Annotated in this window: 10 protein-coding genes and 1 pseudogene; 2 read left to right on the top strand and 9 right to left on the bottom strand. The window is 61.6% G+C overall.

What is annotated here, in order from left to right; genetic code table 11:
• Nucleotides 1-24 precede the first annotated feature (24 nt).
• Genes AC1M7R_RS12410 through AC1M7R_RS12400 form a run of 3 tightly spaced genes read right to left on the bottom strand, consistent with a single transcriptional unit; the run spans nucleotide 25 to nucleotide 5,266 of the window.
• Nucleotides 25-3,105, bottom strand: a complete 3,081-nt coding sequence (locus tag AC1M7R_RS12410) for an efflux RND transporter permease subunit (RefSeq protein WP_072459147.1) — start codon at nucleotides 3,103-3,105, stop codon at nucleotides 25-27.
• Entirely contained in the window at nucleotides 3,102-4,166 is a 1,065-nt protein-coding gene (locus tag AC1M7R_RS12405) for an efflux RND transporter periplasmic adaptor subunit (protein WP_072431777.1), read from the bottom strand. The genes AC1M7R_RS12410 and AC1M7R_RS12405 overlap by 4 nt, the downstream gene beginning before the upstream one ends.
• Nucleotides 4,163-5,266: an efflux RND transporter periplasmic adaptor subunit gene (locus tag AC1M7R_RS12400; RefSeq protein WP_072397665.1), complete on the bottom strand. Its 1,104-nt coding sequence runs from the start codon at nucleotides 5,264-5,266 to the stop codon at nucleotides 4,163-4,165. Before AC1M7R_RS12400 ends, AC1M7R_RS12405 begins: the two co-directional genes overlap by 4 nt.
• Before the next feature lie 182 nt (nucleotides 5,267-5,448).
• Here AC1M7R_RS12400 and AC1M7R_RS12395 point away from each other — a divergent pair, with 182 nt between their 5' ends.
• Entirely contained in the window at nucleotides 5,449-6,609 is a 1,161-nt protein-coding gene (locus AC1M7R_RS12395) for an AAA family ATPase (protein WP_072397663.1), read from the top strand.
• Between the two features lie 310 nt (nucleotides 6,610-6,919).
• On the opposite strand, the gene AC1M7R_RS12390 is transcribed toward AC1M7R_RS12395, so the two are convergent.
• The 6 genes and pseudogenes from AC1M7R_RS12390 to AC1M7R_RS12365 form a co-directional block, all read right to left on the bottom strand.
• The gene (locus AC1M7R_RS12390; protein WP_072397661.1) at nucleotides 6,920-7,702 is read right to left on the bottom strand and encodes a MetQ/NlpA family ABC transporter substrate-binding protein; all 783 of its coding nucleotides are present in this window, start codon (nucleotides 7,700-7,702) and stop codon (nucleotides 6,920-6,922) included.
• Nucleotides 7,703-7,878: 176 nt separating this feature from the next.
• Nucleotides 7,879-12,615, bottom strand: coding sequence for an RHS repeat domain-containing protein (locus tag AC1M7R_RS12385; RefSeq protein WP_490610437.1), 4,737 nt, complete (start codon nucleotides 12,613-12,615; stop codon nucleotides 7,879-7,881).
• Nucleotides 12,616-12,640: 25 nt separating this feature from the next.
• The gene (locus tag AC1M7R_RS12380) at nucleotides 12,641-13,594 is read right to left on the bottom strand and encodes a hypothetical protein (protein ID WP_072397657.1); all 954 of its coding nucleotides are present in this window, start codon (nucleotides 13,592-13,594) and stop codon (nucleotides 12,641-12,643) included.
• 356 nt (nucleotides 13,595-13,950) lie between these two features.
• Nucleotides 13,951-14,766: pseudogene (locus AC1M7R_RS12375) on the bottom strand (sigma 54-interacting transcriptional regulator); the annotation flags it as partial.
• 55 nt (nucleotides 14,767-14,821) lie between these two features.
• Nucleotides 14,822-15,403, bottom strand: coding sequence for an alpha/beta hydrolase (locus AC1M7R_RS12370; RefSeq protein ID WP_490610436.1), 582 nt, complete (start codon nucleotides 15,401-15,403; stop codon nucleotides 14,822-14,824).
• A 151-nt stretch (nucleotides 15,404-15,554) separates the two neighbouring features.
• Complete coding sequence (locus AC1M7R_RS12365; protein WP_490610435.1) at nucleotides 15,555-15,800, bottom strand: DUF2789 domain-containing protein; 246 nt, start codon at nucleotides 15,798-15,800, stop codon at nucleotides 15,555-15,557.
• A gap of 223 nt (nucleotides 15,801-16,023) precedes the next feature.
• On the opposite strand from AC1M7R_RS12365, the gene AC1M7R_RS12360 reads away from it, so the two are divergent.
• The gene (locus tag AC1M7R_RS12360; protein WP_076405765.1) at nucleotides 16,024-16,551 is read left to right on the top strand and encodes an NfeD family protein; all 528 of its coding nucleotides are present in this window, start codon (nucleotides 16,024-16,026) and stop codon (nucleotides 16,549-16,551) included.

Genomic DNA, 16,551 nt, shown 5'->3' with positions numbered 1-16,551 from the left:
CAGGTCAACTCCCCTTATGCCGGATCAACTCCCCTCACCGAGGGATCTGCCCCGGTCTCCGTCACGCTTGGGCTCGCGGATCTTGTACCAGGCGACATACAGCGCCGGCAGGAACAGCAACGTCAGCAAGGTGGCGATGATGATCCCGCCGATCATCGCGTAGGCCATCGGCCCCCAGAACACTTCCCGGGCGATGGGGATCATGCCCAGGCTCGCCGCGGCCGCCGTGAGCAGGATCGGTCGGCGTCGGTGTTCCGTGGCCTCCACCACGGCGTCCCAGGGCGTGTAGCCGGCCCGCTCATACTCGTCGATCTGGGTGACCAGAATCACCGAGTTGCGGATGATGATGCCGATCAGCGCCAGAATGCCCAGGATCGCCACGAAGCCCATGGGCGTGCCCGTGGGCACCAGCGCCAGCACCACGCCGATCAGGCCGAGGGGCGCGACGCTGGCCACCAGGAACAGCTTCTGCACGCTGTGCAGCTGGATCATCAGGAACGTCGCCATCAGGAACAGCATCAGCGGCACCACGCTGGCGATCGGACCCTGGGCCTTGCTGCTCTCCTCCACCGTACCGCCGGTGGCGACCTTGTAGCCCACAGGCAGGCCGGCGGCGAAGCGGTCGATGTCCGGCTGCAGTTGCTTGACCAGGTCGGTGGGCTGGATTTCGTCGCGCACGGCGGCCTTGATGGTAATGGTCGGCTTGCGATCACGCCGCCAGACCAAGGGCTGCTCCAGCTCATAGCGCACCGTGGCGAACGCCAGCAACGGGATCGAAGTACCGCTGGGCGTGACGATCTGCAGGTTCTGCAGGGTTTCCGGAGACCCACGTTCGGCGTCCTCGGCACGTCCGACCACGTTGATCAGGTAGATGTCGTCGTTGACCTGGGTCACGGGCGAGCCGCTGACGATACTGTTCATCAACCGGGCCACGTCCTCGGAAGACAGCCCCAACTGCCGCGCCTTGTCCTGGGCGATGTCGATGCGCAGGACCTTGCCCGGCTCGTTCCAGTCGTAAATGATTTCTCCGATATGGGAGTTCTTGTCCAGCTCGGTGGCCAGCTCGATGGCGTGCTTGCGCACCTGGTCGATGTCCTTGCCGCTGACCCGGTACTGGATCGGCCGGCCCACCGGTGGGCCCATTTCCAGGGACTGCACATAGCTGCCGATGCCGACGAAATCCTCGCGCAGGCGTTTGTGCAGGCGTTCGGTCAGGGCCGTGCGCGACTCCAGGCCCTTGCTCACGATCACCAACTGCGCGTAGTACGGGTTCTGCAGTTGCTGGTCCAGCGGCAGGTAGAAACGGATCGCGCCCTCGCCGATATAGGTACTCCAGCGCACGATGTCCGGGTCGCCCTTGAGGGTCGCTTCCAGGCGATCGACGGCCTTGCGGGTTTCCTCCATCGAGGCGTTCTGCGGCAGGTTGAGGTCCACCAGGATTTCGGGGCGGTCCGAAGACGGAAAGAACTGGTTCTGCACGAAACGCATGCAGAACACCGCCAGCACGAACAGCAGCACGGTGATGCCGATGGCCCACCAGCGATTGCGCATCGCCCACAGCAGGCCGCCATTGAACGCCCGACCGATCCGCCCCGGCTCGGCGCTGTGGGGCTTCACGTTGGTGCTGAGGATATGCACGCCGATCACCGGGGCGAACAGCACCGCGACGATCCAGGACACCAGCATCGCCACGGCGATCACCGCGAACAGGGTAAAGGTGTACTCCCCAGCGGAGCTGGCGTTCAGGCCGATGGGCACGAAGCCGGCCACGGTCACCAGGGTACCGGTGAGCATCGGGAACGCGGTGGAGGTGTAGGCGAAGGTCGCGGCCTGCTCCTTGGTTTCGCCCTTTTCCAGGCGCGTCACCATCATCTCCACGGTGATCATCGCATCGTCCACCAACAGGCCGAGGGCAATGATCAACGCACCGAGGGAGATCCGCTGCATGGTGATGCCGCTGTATTCCATGAACAGGAAGACCATCGCCAACACCAATGGAATCGAGCAGGCCACCACCAGTCCGGCGCGGATGCCCAGGCTGATGAAGCTGACGACCAGCACGATCACCACCGCCTCGAACAAGGCGCTGGTGAAGCCGCCGACCGCCTCTTCCACCACCTCGGCCTGGTCCGACACCGTGTGGACTTCGACGCCCACCGGCAGGTCGGCGGTCAGCTCGTTCATTCGCGCATGCAGCGCCTTGCCGAAGTCCTGGATGTTGCCGCCCTTTTTCATGGCAATGGCCAGGCCGATGGCCGGCGTACCGTTGAAACGGAACATCGGCGTGGCAGGGTCGACGTAACCGCGGCTGATATCGGCGATGTCGGCCAGCCGATAGAAACGATCGTTGAGCCGCAGGTTGACGTTGGCCAGGTCCTTCTCCGACTGGAACTGCCCGGATGTACGCACGGAGATCCGCTCGGGGCCGGCGTCGATCACCCCGGCCGGCGTCACGGCGTTCTGGGATTGCAGGCTCTGCACCACCTGGCGCTGGTCGATGCCCAGGGCGGCGAGCTTGCGGGTGGAGAAGTTCAGGTACAGCACTTCGTCCTGCTCGCCGATCATTTCCACCTTGCCCAGGCCGGGGACATCGCGGACCTCGGCGCGCACCTGCTCGACGTAGTCGCGCAATTGGCGCATCGACAGGCCGTCGCCGGTAAAGGCATAGACCGACCCGTACACATCGCCGAACTCATCGTTGAAACCCGGGCCTTGCAGGCCTTGAGGGAAGTCGCCGCGAATATCGTTGATCTTCTTGCGTACCTGGTACCAGATCTCGGGGATGTCCTTGGCGCTGGTGGTGTCGAGCAGGTACACGAAGACCGTCGACTCACCCGGACGTGTGTAGCTTTTGACGTAGTCGAGGGAGTCGAGCTCTTCGAGTTTTTTTTCGATGCGGTCGGTGACCTGCCTGAGCGTTTCCTCCTGGGTCGCGCCGGGCCAGCGCGTCTGGATGATCATGGTCTTGATGGTGAACGAAGGATCCTCCTCGCGCCCCAGGTTCATGTACGAGAACACGCCCATCAGCAGCGCGACGAACATCAGGTACCAGACAAACGACTGATGCCGCAGGGCCCATTCGGAAAGATTGAAAGGCCCTTTCATCGTGCGTCCTCGTCGAGTTTCACTTTCTGCCCCGGTTGGAGGCTGTTCACACCGGCGCTGACCACGCGGTCGCCGGCCTTGATGCCATTGGCCACCAGCACCGCATCCGCCGAACGTTCGAGAATGCGCACGTCACGGGGAGAAACGGTCTGGCTTTGCGGGTCGACCAGCCAGATCCGTGCCTTGCCGTCGACCTCTTGCAGCGCGCTGAGCGGCAGCTCGATGCGCGGCTCGATGGCCGAGCTCAACGTCACGCCGATGGCCGTGCCCAGGCGCAGGCCCGGCGGCGTATCGGCCAGCGTCAGGCGGGCGCGACGGGTACGGGTAGCACTCTGCGCCTGGGGTTCGATCTCGCGTACGGTCGCGGTGGTGCGGGTGGCCGGGTCCAGTTGCGCAGACACTTCGAACACCACGTCCGGGGGCAGGCGCTCGGCCAGTCCGGCCGGCAGGTCGATCACCGCTTCCTTGATGTCCGGGCGCGCCAGGGTCACCACTTGCTGGCCGGCGGAGACCACTTGCCCGGCCTCGGCATGCCAGGCGGTGACAACCGCGTCGTGGTCGGTGCGCAGCTCGCTGTAGTTGAGCTGGTCACGGGCTTGTTCCACCGCAGCCCGGGCTTGCTCAAGGGATGCTCCGGTGGTCTTCAGGTCGGTCTGGGCGATGTCCAGCTGCGCCTGGGCACCGACACCGCGATCGAACAGCTGTTGCTGGCGACGGGCATTGGCCTGGGCATTGATGTATTGCGCCTCGATCCGCGCCAGGTCGCCCTGGGCGGCCCGCAACTGGTTCTGTTGGTCGGTGGGGTCGAGGGTGGCCAGCAGATCGCCTTTCTTCACCTCGGCGCCGACATCGACATTGCGGCGAGCGATACGCCCGGCTACGCGAAACCCCACATTGCTTTCGTAACGTGCCTGGATATTGCCGGCGAACCGCCCCAGGGCCTGCTGGTCCAGGGCCCGCACTTCGATGGACAGTACCGGGCGCACGGGCTCGGGCGGCGCTTCCTCCTTCGAACAGGCTGCCAGCGCCAGGCCGGCCAGGACCATCCACAAGCGCTTCATGGTTGGGCTCCTGTGGTTTTCTGTTCGGTGGGATGTTCAGCAATTTCAACATGCACGCCGGGGTGCAACAACTGGCCTCCCGCCGTGATGACTTTCTCGCCTCCCTTGAGCCCATCGCTGACGATCACCTTGCCGGTCAGGTAGCGGCCAACGGTGACGGTTCGCAATTGGGCCTTGCCTTCGTCGTCCACCAGCCATACGGCGGGCTCGCTGAGGTTCTTGGTCAAGGCCGACCACGGCAGCTCCACGGCGGTCTTGCCGGCGGACTTGGCGGTGGCGCTGACCACCGATCCCAGGCGCATGCCTTCGGGCAGGCTATCGAGGGCGACCTTGACCTGCACGGTACCGGTCTCGGCGGACACCGCGGGCGTGATCTCGCGCACCTTGCCGGAGGTCTGGATGGCCGGGTTGTCCAACAGGCTGATCACGATGGCCGGATCCGCGGACGGCTCGCTGAGCAGGGATTCGTAGATGTTGAACACCGCATCGCGCTCACCGTCCCGGGCGAGGCTGAAGATCGGCTCCGTGGCCTGCACCACCTGGCCAACCTCCGCCTGGCGCGCCGTGATGATGCCCGGCGCCTCGGCGATCAGCGCGGTATAGCTCAGTTGTTCGCGGGCATTGGCGAGCTGGGCCTGGGCGGCGCTCAATGCACTCTGGCTGCTGCGCAGTTGCGCCTGGGCCGCGTCATATTCGCTCTGGCTGGTGTAGCCCTTGGGCAAGAGTTTCTGCTGGCGCGTGAACGCTGCCGCGCTCTGCTTGACCCGCGCCTGCTCGGCGGCCACCTGGGCCTCGGCGGAATCGACATTGGTCTGCAAGTCCCGGGGGTCGAGCCGCGCCAGCACCTGCCGGGCCGAGACTCGATCGCCCACATCGACCTTGCGCTCGATGATCTTGCCGCTCACGCGAAACGACAGGTCAGTCTGCACGCGAGCCTGGACATCGCCGGTCAGGGTCACCGAAGCCGCGTATTCGCTGGGCGTGGCTTGCTGCACGAAAACCCGCGGCAGCGCTTTCTCCACGGCCTTTTCCTCACCGCATCCCGCCAACAACGCACATAAACCCAAGCCAACAACCAGTTCGATTCGGGGACCAGCCATGCAGACTCCTTTGCGTTGTACGGACGTGCCAGTGACGATACGACTGTGAGCTTAGAGCAGGGTTCAGTGCTTGCAACAGAATCACAATGCACACGCCGATCAGGCAAACTGCCCTTTTTGCACAGGCAACGGCAAGCCAAGCGAGTCGGCGCCTGCAAGTCCAGCCAGCAGGACAACCTCTCATGCTCAAGACCCTTGCGGTGGCCAACTACCGATCCATCAATGAACTGGTCATTCCCCTCGGCCGCCTGAACCTGATCACCGGCCCCAACGGCAGCGGAAAATCCAACCTGTACCGCGCCCTGCGGCTGTTGGCGGAAACGGCCCAAGGCGGGGTCGTCAACGCCCTGGCCCGTGAAGGCGGACTGGATTCGACCTTCTGGGCCGGGCCGGAGCACATCAGCCGACGCATGCGCAACGGCGAGGTACCCGTCCAGGGCAACGTGCGCCAGGCCAGAAAACGCCTGCGCCTGGGATTCGCCGCCGAAGATTTCTCCTATTCGATCGCCCTGGGCCTGCCGGAACCCAGTCTTTCCGCGTTTTCGCTGGATCCGCAGATCAAGCGCGAAACCATCTGGGCCGGGCCGGTCTTTCGTCCCGCCAGCCTGCTGGTGGACCGCAACGGGCCGATGGTGCGCGCCCGAGAGGGTCGCTCATGGGATGTCCTGGCCCAGCACACCCCCACCTTCGACAGCCTGTTCGACCAGGTGGGCAGCCTGCGTACGTCCCCGGAGGTCTTGCAGATGCGCGAGTTCATCCGTCGCTGGCGCTTCTACGATCATTTTCGCAGCGACGCCGAGGCCCCGGTGCGCCAGCCGCAACTGGGCACCCGCACGCCGGTGCTGCACCACGACGGCCGCGACCTGGCGGCCGCCCTGCAGACCATCCTTGAAATCGGCGACTTCCAGGCGCTGCATGCCGCCATCGGCGATGCATTTCCCGGCGCCCGCCTGGACATCGAAAAACTCCAGGGCGGACGTTTCGCCATCGCATTCCAGCAGCATGGCCTGCTGCGTCCGCTATCCGCCGCCGAGCTGTCGGACGGCACCCTGCGCTATCTGCTGCTGGTGGCTGCCCTGCTCACGCCGCGACCGCCCTCGCTGATGGTGCTCAACGAGCCGGAAACCAGCCTGCACCCGGACCTGTTGCCTGCCTTGGCGCGGTTGATCATCCGGGCTTCGGCCAATTGCCAGGTCTGGGTCGTATCCCACGCCACGCGCCTGATCGCCGCCTTGCAGCAGGACGATGATTGCAATTGCATCATGCTGGAGAAAGACCTGGGCCAGACCGGCGTAGTGGGCCAGGGCATGCTGGATGCCCCCGCGTGGAACTGGCCGGATTGACTGACGGTATTTGCAGAGGCCGAGTAAGAAGGCTATTTTCCTTTGCGCTGTAGGAAGGGTCTAATTTTCCAGCAACCTCTCCAAGGAACCGCAGCTCAAGGCCAGACTCCATGGCTTCCATCACAAGGACGATAAAAAATGGCTGACGTGAAAGCCCCGCAACCCCTCGACCCACAAGATATCGTCAAGCTGCTGGTGGCCCTGCGCCGGGCATTGAAGGCACGACCTGCGTAACGCAATGGCAGGCAATAAAAAACGCCGACGCTGGCCAAGCCGTCGGCGTTGAAAGTTTCAAGCACGCGTTGCTCGATCAGAACGCCGGCAGTACCGCACCGCTGTATTTCTGCTCGATGAAAGCCTTCACTTGCGGGCTGGTCAGGGCCTTGGCCAGCTTCTGCATGGCGGCGCTGTCCTTGTTGTCCGGGCGAGCCACCAGGAAGTTCACATAGGGCGAATCCGAACCTTCGATCACCAGGGCATCCTTGGCCGGGTTGAGACCCGCTTCCAGCGCATAGTTGGTGTTGATCATGTCCAGGTCCACCTGGTCCAGCACCCGCGGCAGCATGGCCGACTCCAGTTCCTTGAACTTGAAGTTGTGCGGGTTCCTGGCGATGTCCTTGGGCGTGGCCAGGGCGTTTTTCGGATCCTTGAGTTCGATCAGTCCAGCCTTCTGCAGCAGGATCAGGGCACGGCCGCTGTTGCTGCCTTCGTTGGGGATGGCGATGGTCGCGCCATCCTTGAGCTCGGCCAGGCTCTTGACCTTCTTCGAGTACCCGCCAAACGGTTCGACGTGTACGCCGATCACGGTCACCAGGTTGGTGCCCTTGCCCTCGTTGAAGCTCTTGAGGTACGGCAAGGTCTGGAAGTAGTTGGCGTCCAGACGCTTCTGATCGACCTGTACGTTGGGCTGGACGTAGTCGGTAAAGACCTTGATCTGCAGGTCCACGCCTTCCTTGGCCAGGGCTGGCTTGATCAGCTCGAGGATTTCAGCGTGGGGCACCGGCGTCGCCGCCACCACCAGTTTTTCCGCCGCCTGGGCCAGGCCCGAAGCCAGGGCTGCCGCCAATGCGGTGAACAACAGAACCTTTTTCATGCAGTGTCCTTATCGAATATCACTGTCGTCATGGACGACGGCCAACGTTGGGTGCCAGCGAAGTGCTATCGCTGGCGTGGTACGGAAGATACCGATATTTTTTATGCCTTAACAATATCTTTTATCTAAATGTATATATCGATAATTCATATATGAATAACCCTTTCGCGTGCCCTTCATGCGAATCGGATTTGCGCGCTTCGCTCCCTGATGTCTCCGTAGATATCGTCAGGTGCCTCGCCATGCCGGGGACCACTGGATCTTTCCCCTGCCAACCCCAGAAACCCTTGGGCTTTTTCGATGTACTTGTCCCTGTCGATGACGTAGGTGCCCCCCTTGAGCGGGTAATGGGCATAACTGGTCACGTCCTTGGCGGTCAGCACATCTCGAAGGTCGTTTTGCAAGGCAACGAGGTTGCGCCGCCCGCCGCCTCTGACCAGAGGGCTCGCCGCCCTGGCGTAGCCACCGATGCGTGTCCCGCGCAAGGCGTTGCTGCGGCCCAGCGTCACGGCGTCACCGAGGGACTCGACCGTATTGCGCAGGGCCACCGATGTCCCTCTGCCCAGCAGCTTTCCTGTCAGGGAAGCGCCGCCGGACACGACGCCCAAGGCCAGGCTGGCATAGCTCAGCACCTGGGTCGCGACGGCGTCCGGAGCCGCCTCCTCCAGCACGATGGACGCGATCGAGGCCGCACCTGACACCACCTCCAGCGTCAAGGCCGTTGCCGCCGAAAACGAGATGCCTATCAAGGGCGCGGATGCCCCCAGGGTCGCCAGGGTGAACGCAACGGAGGCGATGGCGAAAGCAGCGGTAATGCCAATCTTGATCCAGCCCCAGGTAGAGATATGGCCGGTGGGATCGCTCAGATTGATGGGGTCGCCCAGGCAATAGGCATAAGGATTGAGACCTCCCCCATCGAACGGACTCCAGTCGTCTGGCCGGTGAAATCGCATCAGTACCGGATCGTAGGCCCGATAGCCGTTGCCCAGCAGATAACAGCCGGTCAGCGGATCCTGCGGCTCGCCACCGAGACCGAACAGACTGCCCGGTCCCTCTGCCGCCGCGCGTTGCCCATAGGGCGAATAGTCATGCCGGAGACTGTCGCCGCCGGAAAGAGCCTGCAGGACATTGCCACAACCATCCGTCCTGTACAGCACCGTTTCCTGGCCCTGGGACAACGCCAGCAGCTGCCGCTCTTCATGCATGAAGCTGCGGCTATCCTGCCCCGCGACTTCGCTGCACAACTGCTCGTCGCGGTAGAAGCGCCGACAGGGCTTGTGTCCTGCCAGCTCAACGGCATGAAGGCGGTCAGAGGCATCGTACCGATAACGCGCCAATATCGACTTCGAGTCAGCCGAAGCCACACTTTCCAACCGCCCCAGTTCGTCGTAGATCAACTGATGTCCACGGCAATCGTTGAGCAGATTGCCGTCGGCGTCGTAGCGAAAGGTCGAATCGGCGGATGCATAGTCGGGGTGACTGTGGCTGACGCCGCTGAGTTGGGTTTTATCGACCAGGTCATACCGATACGTTGCCGTGTTCACGCCGCCTGGGAAATGCGTGACGACCTGGCGGATGTTGTCCAGCGCGTCATAGGTGAAGTCCTGCGAGACGATGGCCTTGCCCTGGGCATCCACTGGCGCCTGCGGCCCTTGGCAGGCGTAACGCGTCAATCGACCCCGCAGGTCATAGGCAAACGTCTCGACACGCACGGCTGCGTTGGACTTGAGCGTACGCTGGCTGAGCCTGTCGCCCGGGCCGAACGACTGGCTCACCTCGACGACATCATTTCCCTGGGAGGAGCGCCGGAGGATTTCGCGACCAAATTCGTCGTAGTCCAGTTCGGTGACCAGCGAAAGGCCCGATCGGGGATCGGTGACGGTGATGCACTTGACTTGCTCCCGGGCGTCGTAGGAGTACGTTGCACTGATGCGCTCCTGAACAGGGAGAGCAGCAGGGCCTTGGGTGATGCCCACCAGGCGTCCGGTCGGATCATAGAGGCAGGTGCGAACCGTGCCGCTGACGTCCGTGTAGCCAATCGGCTTGCCCATCAGCGAACAGGTTTGCCCGCTGTCGAACCGGTCGAGGGCCGTGACCCACGATTCCCGGCTGAGACGGCCGGAGGGACAATACTCCATGCGCCGCTGTACCAACGAGTTGGCCGATTCCTGGAGCAAACCTGTACGGGGGTCGAACCGATGGCTGGCAGCGACGGACGCCTGGCTGCCGGAGCGACTGGTGACGTCATCGGCGAGCAACGGATCGAGGGTGAACCGCAAGGTTTTTCCAGACGCGGTGCTCTTTTGCGTGGGGTTCCTGCCGGAACCCTCGTAGACCATCCGTTCGGTACGACCACCCGCCTGGTTGTGGGTCACGCGCATCAGCCCGTCGTAGGTGCGGGTTCCCAGTGCATAGCCGTTGGCGCTGATCTGTGTGGGGTAGTCCCCCTGGCTCTGGGCGGCATATTTCTTCTCGACCAGGGTACCGTCGGGCAAGGTGGTATTCAGCACGCGGCCGGCCAGATCGTAGGTGTAGCAGGTCACCCCTCCGTCGGCGGCTGTCTGCTGGATGCACCGTCCCAGGCCATCGTATTCGTAAAGGGTCACCTCTCCCACGACGCCGGAACGGTTCACGCGCTCGACCCGCGATGGCTTTTCCAGGGCGTTAATGAAGGTACGGGTCTTGCCGCCGCCCTCCTTCCACTCGGTACGGGTGCGCGCCACCGGATCGATCTCGTCATGAGTGACTTCGCGCCCGCGGCGGATGGTGCGGTTCTGATGGCCCCACTCGTCATATTCGTAGTGGGTGTCCAGGGTTTTCGGCTCGCCGTCGAACCAGTCGGTCTGTGCATCCGCCTGCAGGCGTCCCAGGCCATCGTAACTGGCCTCGTAGATCACGCGCATGGGTGCACCGGGCATGTCGACGTCCTGCTTCTCGACCTTCACGGTACGACCCAGCCCGTCGCTGCGGGTGACGGTCAGGACGCCACGGGCATCCTTGACGGTGACGCTGGCAAGGCCATCATCGGAGGCAGCACCGGCCTGGTAGGTGAACTGGCGCGACGCCGCATGGCCCGTGTCGGGCATCACGGTTTCACGGGTCAGTTGCCCCAGTGAGTCATATTCCATGCTGACGGTATTGCCCCCGCAATCGCAGGTCTTGACCAGCCAACCGCACACATCATGCCACTCCTGCCTCAGGTGGCTCAGCCCTTCGGCGCGGAAGGTCTGGTCGGTGCGAACGTTTTCGTCTTCATGCCAATACGCATAGTGATGCTTGCGGCGCACGCCGCCTACGGTTTCTACCTTGCTTTGCAGACGTCCATGAAAAGCGTCCTTGACGTTATTCACATACTTCAATCGACACGCCACCCGAGGCTCGGCGACGCCCTCCTCGCAGAGCGTCTCGCTGGCGAGCCGGACACAGCGGTGACCCGCCAGCAGCGACGGCAATTGGCTGTAGGTGTAGCGCACCACGGTGGTCGGCGCTGCGGCGAACTCGGCCGAGGCGATGATCCACTTCTGTTTCAGAAAACAAGGCACGCCTATGGGGCTGGCAGGGCAATCCGCGCTCCCTTGCGCCGGGAAATACTCATAGACTTCCCGTACGCCACCCGGGCTGGTTTTTTCCAGCAGATTGCCATGTTCGTCGTAGGAGGTATGGGTGGTCTCGACCCGACTTTTTACGGGAGTCGCGCGAGTATCGAAGAAGCTGTCGCGCACGATGCGCTGCATCTGGAACTGCGCAGGCTGATCCCTGAAAGCCCGATTGGGCACATCGTAGTATACGATTTCCCGCAACTGCATCTTGCTGCCACTGATCGTCCGTTGGGAAATCATCGAGTGGAAGCGATTGTAGGTACGTATGACCCGGGAAGACTCACGCGGCCCGCCTTTACCAGGGGCCATCTGAATCTGGGTGCAGGAGTATTCGTAATGACCGCTGACGTCATACAGCACATCACGCTCGGCAGACCAGCGTACCCCCGCGCCATGCCCTAGGAAATTACTCACGGAATATTCATACAAGGTGATGATCGCTGGCTGGCCCCCGCCAGGGGCCATGATGGATTGAGACACAACAGGCAGGTAGGGCACCGGTGCCCCGGCGGGAAGCCTGTGACCCTCGGCCTGGTACCGAAGCGTCTGCCGGGCCCCGCTTGGCTGGCTGATTTCGGTCATCAGCAGAAAACCATTGATACGCGCGTAGTCGAAGGTCCAGGTCAATGGAAGTTTTTCGGCAGTAATCAGCCTGATGTGTTGGAGCGTTCCGTTGCGCAGGACAAACAGGTACTGGAGTTTCCTTGAAGGTACGTCCGGCCACAGGGTGATGGTCGTTGCCGTCGACCTGGCTCGGGCGTAGTCGACTTTCAGGATGCGGCGATCCTGCCGGTAAACCGCCACCAGTTGCAGGCGGCCCGCGACAGGACGGTACTCGTAAAGCGTTTCCTTGCCCTCGGGGCTGTACTCCCGTGCAAGCAGCCATTCGTGGAATGTCGCACCGGGGCGCGACAGCACGTCGACTCTTCCATCGATGTACTCGATGAAAAGTTCATTGCCTTGCATCGTGACGCGCAAGTTATCGAGTTTCTTATCCTGGAAAGCCACCTGGTTTCCATCGGTGTAGAGCTGGTAGGTTTCTCCGCTCGTCAGCGTCAACTTTCGTCGGCGCTGGTCATAACTGCAGGTGCGCAAGGCCCAACCGGCGCCGAAACCCAGGTCCTGATCATTGAAGCAATCGTATGCCAGGGTCGCTGATACGCTAGATCCGACGGCGGCGTCATCCGGCGCCGCGTCCAGCGCCACGCTGCAATTGCAGCTACCCGTGCGCGGGTCCACGCCCGAACGAACAAAACTGTCGAACTTGAAGGCCGCCGAGGTCAACTGACCTTGGAGGGGTGAAGAGGTATTCATCGGTTCTTCCTTGAACGAAATGACTTTAGATTCTGGTCACGCGAACCGTCAGCGGATCATCAGACATCTCCACGCGTAAAGCATGAGGATTTCCGTACATGTCGGTCAGTTCCAGCGAAGTGCTCTTGAGAGAGCTTCTCACCCAGACCGGTCCGAGCTTCCCGTAGGCCAGAACCAATGCGACACGCCCGTTTTCGCTATGATGCCTTCCCATTGCATCCGGCCGCTCCCAAGGCACTTGAGCATTTGTATGTATAGGTCGACCATTCCCGTAGCCAATAAGGTAGTAACCCGAATAGCGCTTATCCGAACTTCCCATTCGCAATTGATAGTTCATCCAAAAACCGTCATAGAACCTCATTAGCTGTTGATCAACTACCAGATCCAACATCAGAACCTCGACCTTCTCGATATCTCCCTTCGCGCTGTAGTAGTCGAATTTGGTTCGACTAATCGAATACTGCTCGGACCTATAGACCGCCGGTTGAAGTGGGACCAACGTAAGCGTGCCCAACTCATCCTGCTTTCTGGATAGAAAGGTTTCGCCGTCTGCCCGGGTGATGCGCAACTGCAGTTCGATCGGTTTATCGGAGCTGGACGTAACGTAGAAATCCTTGGTGTAGACAAACTCCCCAGACGGTACCGAGCCCCGCACGGGCAGGTTGGGAGGAAGCTGGCGGAAGCGGGCATCCTGCTGGTCGGTGTATTTCCATGCGCCGACATCACCACGATTCCTGTCCTTGATGAGCTCGGACCCTGTATGCCCATCAACCAGGACAATGGAATCGATTTCAGACTGGGTCAGGGGAAGGCTGCTGGCCAGCCAACTCTGAACCTGGACAAATACCCTTACCATCAATTGTTGATTACCGTTGCTATATAACTGGTTGCCCCCCGTCACGGAAAAAACTCCAAAATTCTCCAACCTGTGCCATCCCGATGGTTGCGTCGCGACAGGCGTATTGGTTTCGTACTTCATTTAAATCCTCATCACTCAAGTTAATTGATTCACGACCAGCACAACTCGACTGACCGCGTTGCTTTCGCCCATTCAATTAACAATTTCGAGGCATCTGCAATCAAGCGCTAAAACCACACAAATTATTTGTACAAGACACTTAAAATTCGCACATACAAAAGCAATATCTGAAAAGACGGATTTAATGCTCACATAACAAAAACCCCGACAACTAGAAAGTCGTCAGGGCAAAATATCCGGAAACTTTTTTATATGCTAAAACCGAGACCTGAAAAACACTCCAATCAATCGCCCGTTTACCCCGCTCGATAAACTTGGAGCTCTTTATCTAGTCCTTATTGAACATGCGTTAAACGCGGCAGATTAAGATGCTCCGGCAGGATGTAATCGCCTACGCTCACCAGCAATGCGAAATGAATGACGTTTTCCAGCTCCCGGGTATTGCCCGGCCAACTGTGCTGTTCCAGCGCACGCTGTGCCGCTTCGCTGATCAGTGGCACCGCCAGGCCGAGGCGTTGGCTGTAGATGCCCAGGAAGTATTCGGCCAGGGACAGGATATCGCCCACCCGTTCGCGCAAGGGCGGCAACTCGAGCCGGCCCTCACCGAGGTAGTGATACAACCGGTCATGAAATTTCCCGGCGGCCACCGCCTGCGCCAGATCGATACTGGTGGCCGCCACCAAGCGCACGTCCACGGGGCTGGGCTGGTGGGCGCCGACGCGGGTGACTTCGTGATTTTCCAGGGCGGCCAGCAACTTGACCTGGATCGGCAGCGGCAGGTCCCCAATCTCATCCAGATACAGCGTGCCGCCATTGGCCGAGCCGAACCAACCGGCCCGGCTGCTGGCTGAACCGCTATGGCTGCCGGCGGCGTAACCGAACAATTCGGCATCGGCATAGGTCGGGCTGATGGCGCCGCAATTGACCGAGACGAACAACCCACCGCGATTGCTCTCGCGATGGATGTGACGGGCCAGCAATTCCTTGCCGGTGCCGGTTTCACCGCGAATCAGCACCGCGACCGAGCGCGGTGCCAGCGCTTCCAGCTCCTGGCGCAACTGTCGCGACCGTGGATCGACAAACACCAGCGCCTTGGCGCGGATGCTCAGGGGGCTTTTTTCCGCATCGGGAAAGGTCAGCAACGACTGACCGAAATGTTCATGCGAACTCATGACGACTCCCGCCCTGCACCGCCGGCAAGACGCAAGGGCACTGACAAAAGGTGATTCAGGCTCGACGCAGTGCGTGATGCTGCATTCGGCTTTGCAGGCGATAGAGATACGCGAACCCCTGCTCCCAACGCTGGTGGCCGGACTTCACATTGATATGCCCCGCCCCGGCCAGGATTCCGGCCTCGGCGCCCCAGTGGCGCGCCAGCTCCAAGGCACGCGGCGCGCTCACCGCCTCGTCGTTGTCGGAACTGACTACCTGGCTTGGGAACGGCAACAGTCCGCGGGGAATCGGCGCGAAATTGCGCAATGCCGGCGCGCAGCTCGGGCGCTCCACATCCGCCGGTGCCACCAGCAATGCACCACGCACCTGCCGCAGCAATTGCAACGGCGCAGTGGCGGCCCAATGGGCAACGGTGATGCAACCCAGGCTGTGGGCGATGAGGATCACCGGTGTGCTATCGGCGGCAATGGCCTCGGCCAGGGCGGCGACCCAGTCTTCGCGCCGCGGTGTCAGCCAGTCGGCCTGCTCGACCCGGGCACTGTTGGGCAAGCTGTTGTGCCAGTGAGTCTGCCAATGATTTTCCGGCGATCCTTGCCAGCCTGGCACGATCAGGTAGCGAATCGATTCGTTGCGCATGGGTGCTCTCCTGCGTGTCTGTTCACGGAGGAGTATAGGGAGGAGTGTTATATAAGCTAAGGAATAAGAAGCTATTTATTAATTCTATTTTGAAATAACGCACGCGCTCAGCCACGCCAACCTAAGCCGGCCAGAGGGCCAACACGCCGCATCATTCGTTTCGTCCTTTGCGCAGAAACACATCCAGTTGATCCACCACCACCGCCCAATCCGCGTCTTCGAGGATTTCGGCCCGCAGCAGCTGCCGCTGGCCCTCGCTCCAGAAAAAGGCGTCCGCCAGATGCAGGCCAGGCTTGAGGGGCGAATGGCTGGCGATGAATTTATCGATGCTCTCGGCATCATCCGGCAGGCCCAGTTGCTTGAACAGCGCCGGAAGGGTGTGGATCGGGTTTTCCATGGGGGCTCCTGGCGTAGGCGGATGGCTGGGTTTCTACAGTCTAGGCGCTGTACGAAAAGCCTTGATACTCGTTCATGTTGCGTTGAAAACGTGCCTCACGTTTCAAGACTTTCCGTACAGAGTCTAGCCCGTTGCATCACCGTCGAACTGATCAAAATTCATTCAGCCCCCGGCTCGACTAGACTCAAGGTAACGTCACCACGCATGCAATGCGGAGGTTCCAGTGAACATTCGCGGCTTGACGGTCGCACTGCTACTGACCCTGGGCGGTCCGGCCCTCGCAAGCGAAGGCTTTACGCTAGCCGCTGCCGACACCTTGGGTTTCTGGCTGATTGCCCTGGGCGTGGGATTGCTGATCGCCGAGGCAGCCTTGCCCAACTACGGCGTCGCCGGGCTGGGCGGCATCATTTTGTGTGTCGTCGGCGCAATCATCCTGACCGATACCCATGTGCCTGCTCCCTTGATGATCGGACTGGGCCTGGCCAGCGGCTTGTTGCTGGTCGCCCTGCTGATTCGCGCCTTGAAAACCCGGCCGCGCCGGGCCGTCAGCGGCGATGCCGCCTTGTTGGGGAGCGTCACCACGATCACCGGGCTCCAGGCCGGCAACCCTCACCATGGCTGGGTCTGGCTGGAAGGCGAGCGCTGGCAGGTGGCATGCGCGACACCGATGCGAGCTGGGCAAGCCGTGCGGGTGACCGCCCGCAAGGGCCTGTTGCTGGAAGTGGCCCCCGCTGATTCACAAGGAGCATGA

It is taken from the genome of Pseudomonas sp. MS01C9 (assembly GCF_058202755.1).
The sequence above is the reverse complement of the archived record's forward strand: the minus strand, read 5'-3'. Positions and strand labels throughout refer to the sequence as shown.

Excerpts from the sequence above, each read along its gene's own strand:
- AC1M7R_RS12405 (WP_072431777.1), bottom strand. The coding sequence starts at position 4,166 with ATGAAGCGCTTGTGGATGGTCCTGGCCGGCCTGGCGCTGGCAGCCTGT.
- AC1M7R_RS12380 (WP_072397657.1), bottom strand. The coding sequence starts at position 13,594 with ATGAAGTACGAAACCAATACGCCTGTCGCGACGCAACCATCGGGATGG.
- AC1M7R_RS12395 (WP_072397663.1), top strand. The coding sequence starts at position 5,449 with ATGCTCAAGACCCTTGCGGTGGCCAACTACCGATCCATCAATGAACTG.
- AC1M7R_RS12385 (WP_490610437.1), bottom strand. The coding sequence starts at position 12,615 with ATGAATACCTCTTCACCCCTCCAAGGTCAGTTGACCTCGGCGGCCTTC.
- AC1M7R_RS12390 (WP_072397661.1), bottom strand. The coding sequence starts at position 7,702 with ATGAAAAAGGTTCTGTTGTTCACCGCATTGGCGGCAGCCCTGGCTTCG.
- AC1M7R_RS12370 (WP_490610436.1), bottom strand. The coding sequence starts at position 15,403 with ATGCGCAACGAATCGATTCGCTACCTGATCGTGCCAGGCTGGCAAGGA.
- AC1M7R_RS12410 (WP_072459147.1), bottom strand. The coding sequence starts at position 3,105 with ATGAAAGGGCCTTTCAATCTTTCCGAATGGGCCCTGCGGCATCAGTCG.
- AC1M7R_RS12365 (WP_490610435.1), bottom strand. The coding sequence starts at position 15,800 with ATGGAAAACCCGATCCACACCCTTCCGGCGCTGTTCAAGCAACTGGGC.
- AC1M7R_RS12400 (WP_072397665.1), bottom strand. The coding sequence starts at position 5,266 with ATGGCTGGTCCCCGAATCGAACTGGTTGTTGGCTTGGGTTTATGTGCG.